The organism is Cupriavidus sp. SK-4 (assembly GCF_000611125.1).
Classification (GTDB): Bacteria; Pseudomonadota; Gammaproteobacteria; order Burkholderiales; family Burkholderiaceae; genus Cupriavidus; species Cupriavidus necator.
Genome location: NZ_JFJW01000166.1, coordinates 1 through 14572 on the forward strand (window position 1 = coordinate 1; position 14572 = coordinate 14572).

Annotated in this window: 15 protein-coding genes and 1 pseudogene; 3 read left to right on the forward strand and 13 right to left on the reverse strand. The window is 68.0% G+C overall.

Features of this window, described 5'->3' with window-relative positions; translation table 11 throughout:
• Positions 1–106, reverse strand: a pseudogene (locus CF68_RS39265) (protein-L-isoaspartate O-methyltransferase); the annotation flags it as partial.
• Positions 107–134: 28 nt separating this feature from the next.
• Complete coding sequence (gene surE / locus CF68_RS31840) at positions 135–887, reverse strand: 5'/3'-nucleotidase SurE (protein WP_035826912.1); 753 nt, start codon at positions 885–887, stop codon at positions 135–137.
• A gap of 207 nt (positions 888–1094) precedes the next feature.
• Between surE and CF68_RS31845 the strand changes: the two genes are divergently transcribed.
• Positions 1095–2069, forward strand: a complete 975-nt coding sequence (locus CF68_RS31845) for an NADPH:quinone oxidoreductase family protein (RefSeq protein ID WP_035826915.1) — start codon at positions 1095–1097, stop codon at positions 2067–2069.
• Positions 2070–2245: 176 nt separating this feature from the next.
• Here the strand turns inward: CF68_RS31845 and CF68_RS31850 are convergent, their stop codons facing one another.
• Positions 2246–3304, reverse strand: coding sequence for a porin (locus CF68_RS31850; protein ID WP_035826918.1), 1059 nt, complete (start codon positions 3302–3304; stop codon positions 2246–2248).
• A gap of 220 nt (positions 3305–3524) precedes the next feature.
• Between CF68_RS31850 and CF68_RS31855 the strand changes: the two genes are divergently transcribed.
• Positions 3525–4199: a response regulator gene (locus CF68_RS31855; RefSeq protein ID WP_035826919.1), complete on the forward strand. Its 675-nt coding sequence runs from the start codon at positions 3525–3527 to the stop codon at positions 4197–4199.
• Positions 4196–5608 (forward strand): sensor histidine kinase, encoded by a 1413-nt coding sequence (locus CF68_RS31860; RefSeq protein WP_035826921.1) that lies wholly within the window; start codon positions 4196–4198, stop codon positions 5606–5608. Before CF68_RS31855 ends, CF68_RS31860 begins: the two co-directional genes overlap by 4 nt.
• 62 nt (positions 5609–5670) lie before the next feature.
• On the opposite strand, the gene CF68_RS31865 is transcribed toward CF68_RS31860, so the two are convergent.
• From CF68_RS31865 to CF68_RS31910, 10 genes are all read right to left on the reverse strand, one after another.
• Positions 5671–6462 carry an ABC transporter permease gene (locus CF68_RS31865; protein ID WP_035826922.1) on the reverse strand — a complete coding sequence of 264 codons (792 nt, stop codon included), beginning with the start codon at positions 6460–6462 and terminating at the stop codon, positions 5671–5673.
• Between the two features lie 30 nt (positions 6463–6492).
• Positions 6493–7305, reverse strand: a complete 813-nt coding sequence (locus tag CF68_RS31870; RefSeq protein ID WP_035826925.1) for an ABC transporter ATP-binding protein — start codon at positions 7303–7305, stop codon at positions 6493–6495.
• A gap of 133 nt (positions 7306–7438) precedes the next feature.
• Positions 7439–8482, reverse strand: a complete 1044-nt coding sequence (locus CF68_RS31875; protein WP_035826927.1) for an ABC transporter substrate-binding protein — start codon at positions 8480–8482, stop codon at positions 7439–7441.
• A gap of 180 nt (positions 8483–8662) precedes the next feature.
• Entirely contained in the window at positions 8663–9679 is a 1017-nt protein-coding gene (locus CF68_RS31880) for a tripartite tricarboxylate transporter substrate binding protein (protein WP_051591784.1), read from the reverse strand.
• Between the two features lie 48 nt (positions 9680–9727).
• A complete protein-coding gene (locus CF68_RS31885) occupies positions 9728–10696 on the reverse strand; it encodes a hydroxymethylglutaryl-CoA lyase (protein ID WP_035826929.1) in 969 nt (322 codons plus the stop codon).
• Complete coding sequence (locus CF68_RS31890) at positions 10693–11889, reverse strand: CaiB/BaiF CoA-transferase family protein (RefSeq protein WP_035826931.1); 1197 nt, start codon at positions 11887–11889, stop codon at positions 10693–10695. Before CF68_RS31890 ends, CF68_RS31885 begins: the two co-directional genes overlap by 4 nt.
• 179 nt (positions 11890–12068) lie before the next feature.
• Positions 12069–12974: a LysR substrate-binding domain-containing protein gene (locus tag CF68_RS31895; protein ID WP_010814256.1), complete on the reverse strand. Its 906-nt coding sequence runs from the start codon at positions 12972–12974 to the stop codon at positions 12069–12071.
• Positions 12975–13050: 76 nt separating this feature from the next.
• Positions 13051–13665: a recombination mediator RecR gene (recR, locus tag CF68_RS31900; RefSeq protein WP_013957242.1), complete on the reverse strand. Its 615-nt coding sequence runs from the start codon at positions 13663–13665 to the stop codon at positions 13051–13053.
• A gap of 8 nt (positions 13666–13673) precedes the next feature.
• Positions 13674–14006 carry a YbaB/EbfC family nucleoid-associated protein gene (locus CF68_RS31905; RefSeq protein ID WP_013957243.1) on the reverse strand — a complete coding sequence of 111 codons (333 nt, stop codon included), beginning with the start codon at positions 14004–14006 and terminating at the stop codon, positions 13674–13676.
• A gap of 69 nt (positions 14007–14075) precedes the next feature.
• On the reverse strand, positions 14076–14572 hold a 497-nt coding region (locus CF68_RS31910; protein ID WP_035826933.1), incomplete at its 5' end, for a DNA polymerase III subunit gamma/tau C-terminal domain-containing protein.

Consider the following 14572-nt stretch of genomic DNA (forward strand, 5'->3'; position numbering starts at 1 on the left):
GCGTGCCCACGGCAGGCATGCCGGCGGTGCGGGCCGGTGCGGGCTTGCGCTCGACTACCGCATCGAGCGGCAGCGGAAACTTGTTGCGAGGGGGCGTGGAGCTCATCGGGGGCGCGACACTGCGGATCGGTGGCCTACTTCAACCACTGGTCGAGCGCGTCGAGCTGCCCGCGGTGCGTCAGGTCGAGCTGCAACGGCGTGAGCGAGACATAGCCCGCCGCGGTTGCATGGAAATCGGTACCCTCGCTGGCATCGCGCGCATCGCCCGCCGGGCCGATCCAGTAGTTGGTGTCGCCGCGCGGATTGACCTGCGTGATCACCGGCTGCGACGGATGGCGCTTGCCCAGGCGCGTGGCGCGGTAGCCCTTGATATGTTCGAACGGCAGGTTCGGGATATTGACGTTGAGCAGGAACGGCTCGGCCGGCGGCGTGCCGATGATGCGCTCCACCACGGTGCGCGCCACGCGTGCCGCGGCGTCCAGGTGCTCCCAGCCCTTGTCCACCTGAGAGAAGGCGACCGACGGAATGCCCAGCAGGTAGCCCTCGATGGCGGCGGCGACGGTGCCGGAATACAGCACGTCTTCGCCCATGTTCTGTCCTTGGTTGATGCCGGACACCACCAGGTCGGGTTTTTCTTCCAGCAGGCCCGTCAGCGCGATATGCACGCAGTCGGTCGGCGTTCCGTTGACGAAGCGAAAACCTTTTTGCACGCCTTCGCGCGCTTCGTAGATCGACAGCGGCCGCTGCAGGGTCAGGGAGTTGGAGGCACCGCTATGGTTCTGCTCCGGCGCAATGACCGTGATCCGGCCCAGCGGCGCGAGCGCGGCATGCAAAACGGCCAGTCCCGGCGCGAGATAACCGTCGTCGTTGGCGAGAAGGATATGCATGGCGCGATTGTACCTGAGCGCGCGCGCGCAAGCGGCCCGTGCGCCGCCCTGAAAGCACGTTTCTGGCGCTGTATGCAGGCCGCAAATAACCACCTCCATAGCTTGGACATTGAACAGAACGACCGTGCTATTTCTACGCTACACTTGCCCTGCCCGCCCGCATAAGCTTGACTGGCGTGAAATGCCACCAACATCACCGGAGACAAGATGAAAGCCGTACTGTGCAAAGCCTGGGGCCCGCCCGATTCGCTGACCATCGAAACCCTGCCCGACCTGGTACCGGCCAGGGGCGAAGTGGTCATCGACGTCAAGGCGGCCGCCGTCAACTTCCCGGATGTGCTCATCATCCAGAACAAATACCAGGCCAAGCCTGCCCTGCCGTTCAGCCCGGGCTCGGAGCTGGCCGGCGTGGTCAATGCGGTGGGCGAAGGCGTCACCCACGTCAAGCCCGGCGACAAGGTGATCGCCTACCTGGGCAATGGCGCGTTCGCCAGCCAGGCCAAGGCGCCGGCGGCGTCGGTGGTGCCGATGCCGCCCGGCATCGACTTCGAGACCGCGGCGGCCTTCACGCTGACCTACGGCACCTCGCACCACGCGGTCATCGACCGGGGCGAACTGAAGGCCGGCCAGACCATGCTGGTGCTGGGCGCGGCCGGCGGCGTGGGCCTGGCGGCGATCGAGATCGGCAAGGCCATCGGCGCGCGCGTGATCGCCGCGGCCTCGACCGACGAGAAGCTGGCGGTGTGCAAGGAGCACGGCGCCGATGCGCTGATCAACTACAGCACCGAAGACCTGCGCGAGCGCATCAAGGCGCTGACCGACGGCAAGGGCCCGGACGTGATCTACGACCCGGTGGGCGGCATCTATGCCGAACCGGCCTTCCGTTCGATCGGCTGGCGCGGCCGCTACCTGGTGGTGGGTTTTGCCAATGGCGAGATCCCCAAGCTGCCGCTGAACCTGGCGCTGCTCAAGGGCGCCTCGCTGGTGGGCGTGTTCTGGGGCGACTTCGTGCGGCGCGAGCCCAAGGCCAACCAGGCCAATATGGCGCAGATGCTGGGCTGGATGAAGGAAGGCAAGATCCGCCCGCATATCTCGGCGCGCTATCCGCTGGAGCAGGCCCCGCAGGCGCTCAAGGACATGGAAGCGCGCAAGGTCACCGGCAAGATCGTGATCGTGCCCTGAGCGGCACGCACGCCGGTAAAAGAAGGGCGCAAGGCGTGCGGCTACACCCTGCGCCCGGCTGAGGCAACGCGCCTCAAGCTGCCAGCCGCCCTGGATGGCGCACACCCATGCGCCAGGCGGCAGGCAGTTCCCAACAGGCCAATGAGGCCATTCCGGCCATTCAGGCCGCCCTACCCTCAGAAGCGATGCTGCAGGCCGGCCATGACGCCGGTCTGGTTGTTGGCGAAGCCGACCAGGTCGCGCGAGACGCTGACGTTCTGCCCGTTGCGCGCATCGGCATAGCCCACCGACAGGTAGGCCGCCGTGCGCTTGGACAGCGCGTACTGGCCGCGCAGCGAGAACAGGATCGGGTCGGCATTGTTGCCGCCCTTGATGTTCTGCTTATAGACCGCGCCGTACAGCGTGAAGGCCGGCGTGAAGTCATAGCTGGCGCCGCCCCAGTACATGTCGCTGCGGTCCGTTGCCGCGCCGGTGGTGAAGGTGCGCTTGTAGTTGCGGTAGCCGGCAAACAGCTTCAGGTCGCCGAAATCATAGCTGGCGCCGGCATGGATGCCCTGGATGTAGTCGGTGCTGTCGGCCGGCGTGGTGCTGCTGCCGGCGCCGTTCTGGCGGTCCCAGGTGGCGGCCGCGGCAAACTTGCCGGCGCTGTAGCCCACCCCCAGCGCGTACTTGGACGAGCTCTTGAAGTCCCCCGCCACTTCGCCCATGGCCACGGTCGCGCCCAGCTTCAGGCCGCCGAAGCTGCCGTCATAGCGGACCGCGTTCGAGGCGCGCGAGAACAGGCCGTCCTTGCGGCCGCCGGTCGCGGTCGACGAGGTGGCCCACGAATAGGCCGGCGCGTAGCCCATCGGGTCGAACGGCAGCATGAAGTCGTAGGTCGTGGTGAAGGTGCGGCCCAGCACCACCTGGCCGTAGCGGCTTGCCAGGCCCACCGTGGCACGGCGGTCGAACAGCGTGTTGTCGGTGTCCAGCCTGCCGGTGTCGATGGCGATGCCGCTTTCCAGGGCGAAGATCGCCTTCAGGCCGCCGCCCAGGTCTTCGCTGCCGCGGATGCCCCAGCGCGAGGTGTTCTTGCCGCCCGAGGTCAGCTTGACCGCCGAGCCGTCCGGGCCCGCGTGGCTGACATATTCGATGCCGGCGTCCACCAGGCCATACATGGTCACGCTCGATTGGGCGGATGCCGACCCGGCTGCAGCCAGACCCATCGCTGCAAATGCCATTGCCGTACGCTTCATGCTATCTCCTTGCTTGTGCTTGTTGTGTGAATCGTTAGCCGGCCGGATGGTAGGGGACGCGCACTTTCAGTTCGCTTTCGGAATGCAGGCTTTTCGCGGGCACGGCGCCGCTGCGGGGTTGGTGGTTTCCCTAGCTTCAAAGCGGGCGCGCTTCCCTGTATCTGTCTGGCCTCGGCCGTTCCGGCCGTTTTTCTGTATTGCCGCCTGACTGCCCTGCCCCATGCGTATCCTGCTTGCCGAAGACAATGTGATGCTGGCCAATTCCCTGAGCCAGGCCCTGGGCCAGGCCGGCTTCACGGTCGACTGCATGCACGACGGCCGCAGCGCCGACAACCTGCTCAGCACGCAGGACTACGCGCTGCTGATCCTGGACCTGGGCCTGCCCGGACTGGACGGTCTGGAAGTGCTGCGCCGCCTGCGCCAGCGCCGCAATCCGCTGCCGGTGCTGATCCTGACCGCGCACGGCTCGGTCGAAGACCGCGTGCGCGGCCTGGACCTGGGCGCCGACGACTACCTGGCCAAGCCCTTCGACCTGTCCGAACTGGAAGCGCGCGCCCGCGCGCTGATCCGCCGTGCCCACGGGCATGAGAGCACGCAGATCGCCTGCGGCGCGCTGCACTACGACAGCGTCAGCCGTGCCGTCCTGCTGCACGGCGAGCTGCTGCCGCTGACCGGGCGCGAACGCGCCGTGCTGGAGGTGCTGCTGCTGCGCGATGGCCGCGCGGTGAACAAGGCAGCGCTGTCGGAGAAGATCTTCGGCATCGACGAATCGGTCAACCCGGATGCGATCGAGATCTACGTGCACCGGCTGCGCAAGAAGCTCGACGGCAGCGGCGTGGCCATCGTCACGCTGCGCGGGCTGGGCTACCTGCTCGAAGCGCGGCCGGTGGCATGAAGCTCCGACGACAGGCGCCCAGCCTGCGCCTGCAGCTGTCGCTGTGGCTGCTGCTGCCGCTGATGGGCCTGCTCGCCTTCGATGCGTGGCTGACCTATGAGCGCGCCATGTCGGCCGCGCATATCGCCTTCGACCGCACGCTGGAGGCGTCGCTGCGCGCGATGCGCGAAGGCATCCGCCTGCGCGAGGGGCGGCTCCAGGTCGACGTGCCCAACCTGGCGCTGGAACTCTTCGACGACCAGGCCGGCCCGCGCGTCTTCTACCGCATCCGCGACGAGGACGGCGCCACCGTGACCGGCTACGACGACCTGCCGATGCCGGCCGAGGTGCCGCTGCGGCTGTACCGCACCGAGTTCTACGACACCGTCTTCCGCGAGCACCCGCTGCGCATGGCGGCCCAGGCGCTGCCGGTGCACGACGTGGGCTCGGCGCGCACGCGGCTGGTGTGGGTGCTGGTGGGCGAGACCATCGAGCCGCGCCAGCTGCTGGCACGCGACATCCTGATCGGCTCGCTGCTGCAGGAACTGATGCTGGTGACGCTGGCGCTGGGCATCGTCTGGCTCGGCGTGCGGCGCGGGCTGCGGCCGCTGAACCGGCTCTCCGACACGGTAGCGCGACGCGGCACGCAGCTTGACCCGATCGAGCAGAAGGACCTGCCCGCCGAGATGAAGCCGCTGGTGCAGGCGCTGAACCAGTACATGGACCGGCTCCACGGCATGGTGCAGGCGCGCAAGCGCTTCTTCGCCGATGCCGCGCACCAGCTCAAGACGCCGCTGGCGATCATCCAGGCGCAGTCCGAGCTGGCGCTGCGCGAGCGCGACGGCGAACGCGTGCGCGAGCATATGCGACTGCTGCACGGCACCGTGCGCCATGCCTCCAAGGGCGTGCAGCAGCTGCTGTCGCTGTCGCGGCTGGAGCCTGATGCCGGCTATATGCCCACGCTCAGGCCGCTGCGGCTCGATGCGCTGGCGCAAGGCGTGGCACTGGACTGGGCGCCGGTGGCGCGCGGCAGCGAGGTCGACCTGGGCTTCGAGCAGGAAGGGCCAGTGGAGGTTGCCGGGCAGGCCGAGCTGCTGCAGGAATTGACGGGCAACCTGATCGACAATGCGATCCGCTTTGCAGGACATGGCGCCGTGGTCACGGTGCGCGTGGCGCTGGACGGCGGCGTACCGCGACTGCAGGTGATCGATAACGGCGCCGGCATTGCGCCGGCAGAGCGCGATGCCGTGTTCCGGCGCTTCTATCGCGGCGAGAGCGGGCGGGCCGTGGAAGGCACCGGGCTGGGGCTGTCGATCGTGCGCGAGATCGCGCGGCTGCATGGTGCAGCGGTGGTGCTGGGGGATACGCCGGGAGGCGGGCTGACCGCATCGGTCTGCTTTGATACGCCTGAGGCAGGCGCCGCAGACTGAGCGCTGCCGGCAAAGCAAAAGGGCGGCCGCAGCCGCCCTTCCCTTCGCTTCGGCGCTTCAGTTCAAAGCTTCTCCGTCTCCCCGCTCTGCGGCTGCCACTTCATCAGCCGCTTCTCACCCATGCCGACCATCCAGTCCAGCACCAGCGCAAACGCCGTCAGCACCACGATGCCGGCAAACACGGTGTTGATATCGAAGGTGCCTTCGGCCTGCAGGATCAGGTAGCCCACGCCGCGCGCCGAGCCCAGGTACTCGCCCACCACGGCGCCCACGAAGGCCAGGCCCACCGAGGTATGCAGCGACGAGAACACCCAGCTGGTGGCGCTGGGCAGGTAGACATGACGCAGCAGCTGCTTCTGGTTTGCGCCCAGCATGCGCGCGTTGGCCAGCACCACCGGGCTCACTTCCTTGACGCCCTGGTAGACGTTGAAGAAGACGATGAAGAACACCAGCGTCACCGCCAGCGCCACCTTCGACCAGATGCCCAGGCCGAACCAGACCGCGAAGATCGGTGCCAGGATCACGCGCGGCATCGAGTTCATGGCCTTGACGTAGGGGTCAAGGATGGCTGAGGTCAGCGGGCTCAGCGCCAGCCACAGGCCCACGCCAAGCCCCGCCACCGTGCCGATGCCGAAGGCCAGCACGGTTTCAATCAGCGTCACGCCCAGGTGCAGGTAGATATCGCGCTCGACGATAAACCAGCTCCAGATGCGCTGCGCCACCATCAGCGGCTCACCAAAGAAAAAGGCAACCTGCTGCGAGCGCGTGGCCATATGCCACACGCCGAGGATCACCACCAGGACGAGCAGCTGCCAGACGCGCAGCATGCCATTGGAATCAGTACGGAATGCCATCGGGATTCAGGTCTTGTTAGGTTGGAGGGCTCAGGCCACCTTGCGCTGCTGGGCATAGCCCTTGAGCACTTCCTCGCGCAGCACGTCCCAGATCGCGGCGTGCAGTTCGACAAAACGCGGATGGTTGCGGATCTCGGCCACGTCGCGCGGGCGCGGCAGGTCGATCTCGAACTCGCCGATCGGGTGCGTGCCGGGGCCGGCCGAGAGCACCACCACGCGGTCGCTCATGGCAATGGCCTCGTCCAGGTCGTGGGTGATGAAGAGCACGGCCTTGCGCTTTGCGGCCCACAGCTCCAGCACCTCGTTCTCCATCAGCTGGCGGGTCTGGATATCCAGTGCCGAGAACGGTTCGTCCATCAGGATGATGTCCGGGTCCAGCACCAGCGTCTGCGCCAGCGCGACACGCTTGCGCATGCCGCCCGAGAGCTGGTGCGGGTAGCGGTCGCCAAAGCCGCCCAGGCCCACGCGGCGCAGCCATTCCTCGCCCTGCTGCACGGCCTCGGCGCGCGCCACGCCGCGGAACTCCAGGCCGGCGACGACGTTGTCGAGCGCGCTGCGCCACGGCATCAGCGCCTCGGTCTGGAACATATAGCCGGCGCGCCGGTTGATACCGCGCAGCGCCTCGCCGAACACGCGAATCTCGCCGCTGGAAGGCTCCAGCAGGCCGGCGCCAACGTTCAGCAGCGTGGATTTGCCGCAGCCGGTCGGACCGACCACGGAAACAAATTCGCCGGGCTGGATCGACAGCGTGACGTCCTGGACCGCGGTATAGCGCTGGCTGCGGTCATCGCGCGAGACAAAGGTGCAGGTGACCTTGTCGAGGGAAAGTGCGGGAGTGCTCATGGTGAACCGTCTCGGTCCCGCCGTGGCGGCGCCGGGGGGCGCGGCGCGGGCGGGTGATGATGGATTGGCCGTCAAGGTTTCAAAGCAAAGGCCCGCTGCGGACAGCGGGCCGATGGCATCGACGGCGAGGGTCTTATTTGTACTTGGCGTTGGCCTTCTGCACGAAGGCGTTGGTGTAGGTCTCTTCCAGCTTGACCGGCTTGCCCTTGAGCTCGGCGTCGAACTGGCTCAGCGCGTTGAACGCGGTGCGCGGGCCGTCGGCCGGCATGGTGCCGTCCGGCGAGATCGCTTCCTTGACCTTTTCCCACGCGGCCAGGTACAGCGCGCGGTCACCCAGCAGGTAGCTTTCCGGCACGGTCTTGACGATGTCCGACGGGCCCGCCTTCTGCAGCCACTTGAGCGCGCGCACCATGGCATTGGTCAGCGCCTGCGTGGTGTTGGGGTTCTGCTGGATAAACGCCTGCGACGCATACAGGCAGCCCGACGGCATGTTGCCGCCGAACACGGCCTGGGTGTCCTTGAGCGTGCGGGTGTCCGAGGCGATGCGCACTTCGTTCTTCTGCGTCAGCATCGACACCACCGGGTCCAGGTTGGCCATCGCGTCGATCTGGCCTGAACGCATCGCCGCCACCGCACCGGCGCTGGCGCCCACGCCGATGAACGACACGTCCGACGGCTTCAGGCCGGCCTTGGCCAGCACGAAGTTGGCCATCATGTTGGTCGACGAGCCCGGCGCGGTCACGCCGATCTTCTTGCCCTTCAGGTCGGCGATCGACTTGAAGTTGGGCATGGTCTTGTTCGACACCACCAGCACGATCTGCGGGGCGCGGCCCTGCAAAACGAATTCCTGGTAGCGCTGGCCCTTGGCCTGCAGGTTGATGGTGTGCTCGTAGGCGCCCGAGACCACGTCGGCGCTGCCGCCCACCACGGCCTGCAGCGCCTTGGCGCCGCCGGCGAAGTCGACGATCTCTACGTCCAGCCCTTCTTCCTTGAAGTAGCCGAGGCGCTCGGCAATGGTCAGCGGCAGGTAATAGAACAGGTTCTTGCCGCCCACCGCGATGGTGACCTTGGTCTTCTCGGGCTTGCCCTGCGCCTGCGCCTGGCCGAAGGTGAACCAGCCGGCCAGGAACAGCGCCAGCGCGATCAGGAATTGCTTCCAGAATTTCTTGTTATACATGCGAGATCTCCTACCCGTGTGGACTGGCGCTACGGCGACATGCGCTCGAAGGGGGCGCGCCGCGGTGCGGCAAATTGCGATGCTACCGGACGGTGCGATGCACCGCATCGGTATCAACACCTAGCAAACCCGCCAGCATAACGCCCTTATCTTTCGATCACCTTGCCGCAGCCCGCGCCATCATTCCGCGTGGATGTCGGCGGACTTGATCACCTTGGCCCAGCGCGCCAGTTCCGCCTTCTGGTACTGCCCCAGTTGCTGCGGGTTCATGTACTTGGCCTCGGCGCCCAGGTCCTCGGCCTTCTTGCGGAAGGCTTCGGTGCGCATGATCTTGTCGATCTCGCCTGTCAGCTTGTCGATCACCGGCTTGGGCGTGCCGGCCGGTGCGTACATCGCAAACCATGACGACACGTCCAGATCGGGGTAGCCGGCCTCAGGCGCCGACGGCACGTCCTTCAGGCTGGGCAGGCGGGTCTTGCTGGTCACCACCAGCGGACGCAGCTTGCCGGCGGCGATATGGGCCATCAGCGGCGGCGGCGTGGTGATGGTCAGGTCCACCGAGCCGCCCAGCAGGTCGGTCATGGCCGGGCCGGTGCCCTTGTAGGGCACGTGGGTGATATGGGTGCCGGCCATCTGGTTCAGCAGCTCGGTGGACACGTGCTGCAGCGAGCCGTTGCCCGACGAGGCGTAGTTGAGCTTGTCCGGGTTGGCCTTGGCGTAGGCCACCAGTTCCTTCAGCGACTTGACCGGCAGGCTCGGGCGCACCACCAGCACCTGCGGCGCCGACAGGATGTTGGCCACCGGCGCAAAGTCCTTGACGGGGTCCCACGACAGGTTCTTGACCAGCAGCGGCGTGATCACGTGGAAGCCCGAGTACTGCAGCATCAGCGTGTAGCCGTCCGGCTTGGCCCGCGCCACCAGCTGCGCGGCGATGCTGCCGTTGCCGCCGGGACGGTTGTCCACCACCACCGGCTGGCCCAGCGCCTTGGACAGCGGTTCCGCAATCATGCGCGCCGCGATGTCGGTGGTGCCACCGGCCGCGGCCGATACCACCAGCGTCACCGGCCGGGTGGGATAGGTACCGTCCTGCGCCAGGGCGACGGGCGCGAACCATGCCACGCCGAGTGCCGCCAGCGTGGCGGCTACGGCCTTGCGCCGTGCGGGCATGGCGGACTTGCGTTGAAGGGCTTGCTTCATGAGGGTCTCCGTTATCTGTTGGATGTGTTGTTCTTGTCTGGGTGCCGGCTATGCCTGCCCGGCGAAATGCTCCGCCATCCAGGCCGGCGGCTGGTGCGTGCGCAGGCGCGGGCCGGCGCTCAGCAGCTGGCTGTGGATGTCGCGCCCGACCAGCGCCGGCATGCCGGCCACCACGTCGAGCAGCGCGCCCAGGTCGACGCCGGTCTCGACGCCCATGCAGCCGAACATATGGACCAGGTCTTCGGTGCTGACGTTGCCGCTGGCTCCGGGGGCGTACGGGCAGCCGCCCAGGCCGCCGGCGGCCGCGTCGAAGCGCGTCACGCCGGTCTGCCAGGCAGCCAGGGCATTGGCCAGGCCCATGCCGCGGGTGTTGTGCAGGTGGATGGTCAGGCCGGTATCGGGCAGCGCGACCTGGAAGGCCTCGCACAGCGCCGCAACCTGGTTCGGGTACGCCATGCCGGTGGTGTCGCACAGCGTGATGCCGGCCGCGCCGGCTTCGGCGAAACGGGTGCCCAGTGCCATCACCGCGGCGCTGTCGACCTCGCCCTCGAACGGACAGCCGAACACGGTCGACAGCGACACGTTGACCGGCACACCGGCGGCGCCCGCCGCCTCGATCATCGCCAGCAGCTGGTCCTGCGACTGCTGGCGAGTCATGCGCAGGTTGGCGCGGTTGTGCGTCTCGCTGGCCGACATCACCAGGTTGACCTCGTCCGGCCGGCACGACAGCGCGCGCTCCAGCCCGCGCAGGTTGGGCACCAGCGCGGTGTAGCGCACGCCCGGGTGGCGCTGCATGCGGTGCATCAGCGCCTCGGCATCGGCCAGCGCCGGGATGGCGCGGGCCGAGGTGAAAGAGGTGGCTTCGATGCGGGCAAAGCCGCAGGCCGACAGCGCGTCGAGAAAGGCGACCTTGGCGTCGGTCGGCACCACCACCGGCTCGATCTGCAGGCCGTCGCGCGGCGCGACTTCATTGATCTCGACGCGTGCCGGGCCGCGCAGCTTGGCGGCGGCGCTCATGCGATCACCTTGCGCGTGCGCAGGTCGGCGATGGCGGCGTCATCGAAGCCTGCCTGCTTCAGCACTGCATCGGTATGCTCGCCCAGCGTCGGCGCGCGGTCATGGATTTCCCCCGGGCTGGCCGACAGCTTGGGCACCACGCCCGGCACTTCCACCGTGAGCCCGCCGGCCGAGGTCACCGACTCGATCACGCCGCGGGCACGGTAGTGCGGGTCTTCGGCAATGTCCTTGACGGTATAGATGCGGCCCGACGGCACCTGCGCGTCGCGCAGCAGCGCCAGCGCCGAGTCCACGGTCTGCGTGCGGGTCCAGTCGGCGATGGCGGCATCGATCTCGTCGACGCGTTTCACGCGGCCATCGTTCTGTGCCAGCGACGGATCGTCGGCCAGGTCGGGCCGGCCGATGGCCAGCATCATGCGCTTGAAGATGGCATCGCCATTGGCCGCCACCAGCACGTATTCGCCGCTGGCGCAGGGGTAGGCGTTGGACGGCGCGATCCCCGGCAGCGCGCCGCCGGCGGGCTGCCGCACCGCGCCGAAGGCCGAGTATTCCGGCAACAGGCTTTCGCTCAGGTTGAACAGCGACTCGTACAGCGCCACGTCGATGACCTGGCCTTCGCCGCCGCGCGCGTCGCGCTGGTACAGCGCCAGCAGCACGCCCATGGCGCCGTGCAGGCCGGCGATGGTGTCGCCCAGCGACAGGCCGGCGCGCACCGGCGCGCGGCCGGGCTCGCCGGTCAGGTGGCGCAGGCCGGCCATGGCTTCGGCCACGGCGGCAAAGCCGGGCTCATCCTTCTTCGGCCCGGTCTGGCCGTAGCCCGACACGCGCAGCATGATCAGGCGCGGGTTGTCGGCATGCAGCACGTCCCAGCCCAGGCCCCACTTCTCCATGGTGCCGGGGCGGAAGTTCTCGATCAGCACGTCGGCTTCGGCGGCCAGCTTGCGCACCAGTGCCTGGCCTTCCGGCTGGCGCAGGTCGATGCAGATCGACTCCTTGTTGCGCGACTGCGCCTCCCACCAGACCGAGGTGCCTTCATGCAGCATGCGCCATTTGCGCAGCGGGTCGCCCTGCCCCGGCGGCTCCACCTTGATGATGTGGGCGCCAAAGTCGGCCAGGGTCTTGGCGGCAAAGGGGCCGGCGATGAGTTGTCCGAGTTCGAGGACGCGAATGCCCTCGAGGATCTGTTGCGCCATGGGGTGTCTCCGTGCGATGCGGCTGTCTTGTTGCAGTGCGGCAAGGCCAATGACTGGCGTGCCATACATTGCGTTCGGACGGAGTGTGCCCCAGCAGGGTGCCTGCCAGGAATCGGCAATCGGAGAAGCGGGCTTTCTCGGAACGCGAAAGGCCCTGGGAAACCCCTAGGAAGCGCGCGTCAGAACGGCGCTCGGTCCCCGCACAGGTGGGTGATCAGCAAGCGCGCGGAGACGGTCAGCCCGGCCGGGTCGCGCAACCCTATCAGCAGCGAGCGGCGCGCCCAGGCGTCCTGCAGCGACACCAGCGACAGCCCCATCGACTTGACGTGCGGCTCGGCCGCGATGCGCGGCAGCACGCCCACGCCCAGGCCGGCCATCACCATGCGGCACATGGCATCGAAGCTGCGCACCTGGATGCGCAGCCGGAACGGCCGGTCCAGCCGGCTGCTCTCTTCCAGCAGCCGCGCGGCCAGCGAGGTTTCCTGCGGCAGGCTGACGAAGTCGAATTCCAGCGTATCGGCATAGTGCACCGGGCCGCGCGCGGCCAGCGGGTGATTGGGCGGCGTGATGATGACCAGCTCGTCCTGCCGGTACTCGATCGTCATCAGCCCGGCCGCGGGGGTGCGGTCGGCAAAGATGCCCACGTCGGCGCGGTTCTCGACCAGCGCGGCGACGATGTCGCGGCTGTTCTGCTCTTCCAGCTCGATGCGGATGGTGGGATGGCGCTGCATGAACGACGCCAGGTCGTCGGGCAGGAACTGCGTGATCGCCGAGGTGTTGGCGCACACCCGCACCTGCCCGCGCACGCCCGAGGCGTAGTCCGACATCACGCCGGCCATGCGTTCCACGTCCTGCAGGATGGTCAGCGCATGGTGGAAGCAGGCCTGGCCGGCCTCGGTCAGCTGCACGCCAGCGGCATGGCGGAAGAACAGCGGCGCGCCGACCGCGGTTTCCAGGTCGGAGATGCGCTTGCTGGCGGCGGCCACGGCCAGGTGCGACTGGCGCGCGCCGGCCGAGATGCTGCCCTGCCGGGCCACGGCGACGAACAAGCCAAGCGTGACGAGATCGAAGCGGGCCAGGTTCATGGGGCAGGCAGGGAAGCGGAGGAATCCGGTGATGGGTGCGCGGGCGCGTTGGCGTTCCAGCCCCGCGCGATCGTGCTCAGAGGTTGCGGCGGTCCATCACCGCGCGCGCGATGGTGCCGGCATCGACGTATTCCAGCTCGCCGCCCACCGGTACGCCGCGCGCCAGGCGCGACACCTTGAGGCCGCGCGCCTTGAGCATTTCGCCGATGTAGTGCGCGGTGGCCTCGCCTTCGCTGGTGAAGTTGGTGGCGACGATGACTTCGCCGACCGGGCCGCCCAGCTCGGGCTCGGTGGCGCGTGCGAGCAGCCGGTCAAGATGGATCTCGCGTGGGCCGATGCCGTCCAGCGGCGAGAGCCGGCCCATCAGCACGAAGTACTTGCCGCGGTAGGTCAGGGTCTGCTCGATCATGACCTGGTCGGCCGGGGTTTCCACCACGCACAGCAGCGAGGCGTCGCGGCGGTCGTCCAGGCAGGTCGCGCAGATCTCCTGCTCGGTGAAGGTGTTGCAGCGCTGGCAATGGCGGATATGGTCCGCCGCGCCGCGCAGTGCATCGCCCAGCTTGCGCGCGCCCTCGCGGTCGTGCTGCAGCAGGTGGTAGGCCATGCGCTGGGCGGACTTGGGCCCGACGCCGGGCAGCACCCGCAGCGCTTCGACCAGTGCCTGCAGCGAGGTCGGGGACGATGCCTTCACAGTGGCGTTCAGAACGGCAGCTTGAAGCCCGGGGGCAGCGGCAGGCCCGAGGTCATCGAGCCCATCTTTTCCTGCGAGGTGGCTTCGGCCTTGCGCACGGCGTCATTGAAGGCGGCGGCGACCAGGTCTTCCAGCAGGTCCTTGTCTTCGCCCTCGGCCAGCAGGCTGGGGTCGATGGTTACGCGCTTGACGTCGTTCTTGCAGGTCATGACCACCTTGACGAGACCGGCGCCGGACTGGCCCTCGACCTCGATCAGAGCCAGCTGCTCCTGCATCTTCTTCATGTTTTCCTGCATCTGCTGGGCTTGCTTCATCAGCCCGGCGAGTTGACCTTTCATCATGATGGAATGCTCCTGGATTCGGTAAAAAATTCGGTGAAGTAGTTCGGTAAAGCAAACGCAGGCTGCGGATCAGGCAGCGCGCGGCTGGATCGAGCCCGGCACGATCTGGCCGCCAAAATCGCGCAGCAGGCCCTGGACAAAGGGATCGGCCTCGATCACGGCCTCGGCCTGGCGCTGGCGCTCGGCGCGCGCCTCGGCATCGGCCGCCGCCGCGGTGATGGAAACCCCGCCCACCTCGCAGACCACGCGCACCGGCTCGCCGAAGTGGTCGCACAGCGCCTGCTGCAGCCGCTCGGACACGCCGTTCTCGCCCAGGGCCGCGACCGGGATGCGCAGGTGGAAGGTGCGCCCGACCACCTGGGTCAGTTCGCTCTGGTAGGCCAGCTGCTGTGCCAGGCCCTTCAAGGGCAGGCCGGCGGCCAGCACCGGCCATGAGCCGGTGAAGGCCGGCGGGGTGCCATCCTCGCCCGCTGCTGGCGGGCGCGGGGCGACGAATTTGGCGGACTCTGCCGGCGCCGTGGCTGGCTGCACGGGAGCGGCCTCGCGCGCCAGCTCGGCCTCGCGCG

Excerpts from the sequence above, each read along its gene's own strand:
- surE (WP_035826912.1), bottom strand. The coding sequence starts at position 887 with ATGCATATCCTTCTCGCCAACGACGACGGTTATCTCGCGCCGGGACTG.
- CF68_RS31845 (WP_035826915.1), top strand. The coding sequence starts at position 1,095 with ATGAAAGCCGTACTGTGCAAAGCCTGGGGCCCGCCCGATTCGCTGACC.
- CF68_RS31850 (WP_035826918.1), bottom strand. The coding sequence starts at position 3,304 with ATGAAGCGTACGGCAATGGCATTTGCAGCGATGGGTCTGGCTGCAGCC.
- CF68_RS31855 (WP_035826919.1), top strand. The coding sequence starts at position 3,525 with ATGCGTATCCTGCTTGCCGAAGACAATGTGATGCTGGCCAATTCCCTG.
- CF68_RS31860 (WP_035826921.1), top strand. The coding sequence starts at position 4,196 with ATGAAGCTCCGACGACAGGCGCCCAGCCTGCGCCTGCAGCTGTCGCTG.
- CF68_RS31865 (WP_035826922.1), bottom strand. The coding sequence starts at position 6,462 with ATGGCATTCCGTACTGATTCCAATGGCATGCTGCGCGTCTGGCAGCTG.
- CF68_RS31870 (WP_035826925.1), bottom strand. The coding sequence starts at position 7,305 with ATGAGCACTCCCGCACTTTCCCTCGACAAGGTCACCTGCACCTTTGTC.
- CF68_RS31875 (WP_035826927.1), bottom strand. The coding sequence starts at position 8,482 with ATGTATAACAAGAAATTCTGGAAGCAATTCCTGATCGCGCTGGCGCTG.
- CF68_RS31880 (WP_051591784.1), bottom strand. The coding sequence starts at position 9,679 with ATGAAGCAAGCCCTTCAACGCAAGTCCGCCATGCCCGCACGGCGCAAG.
- CF68_RS31885 (WP_035826929.1), bottom strand. The coding sequence starts at position 10,696 with ATGAGCGCCGCCGCCAAGCTGCGCGGCCCGGCACGCGTCGAGATCAAT.
- CF68_RS31890 (WP_035826931.1), bottom strand. The coding sequence starts at position 11,889 with ATGGCGCAACAGATCCTCGAGGGCATTCGCGTCCTCGAACTCGGACAA.
- CF68_RS31895 (WP_010814256.1), bottom strand. The coding sequence starts at position 12,974 with ATGAACCTGGCCCGCTTCGATCTCGTCACGCTTGGCTTGTTCGTCGCC.
- CF68_RS31905 (WP_013957243.1), bottom strand. The coding sequence starts at position 14,006 with ATGATGAAAGGTCAACTCGCCGGGCTGATGAAGCAAGCCCAGCAGATG.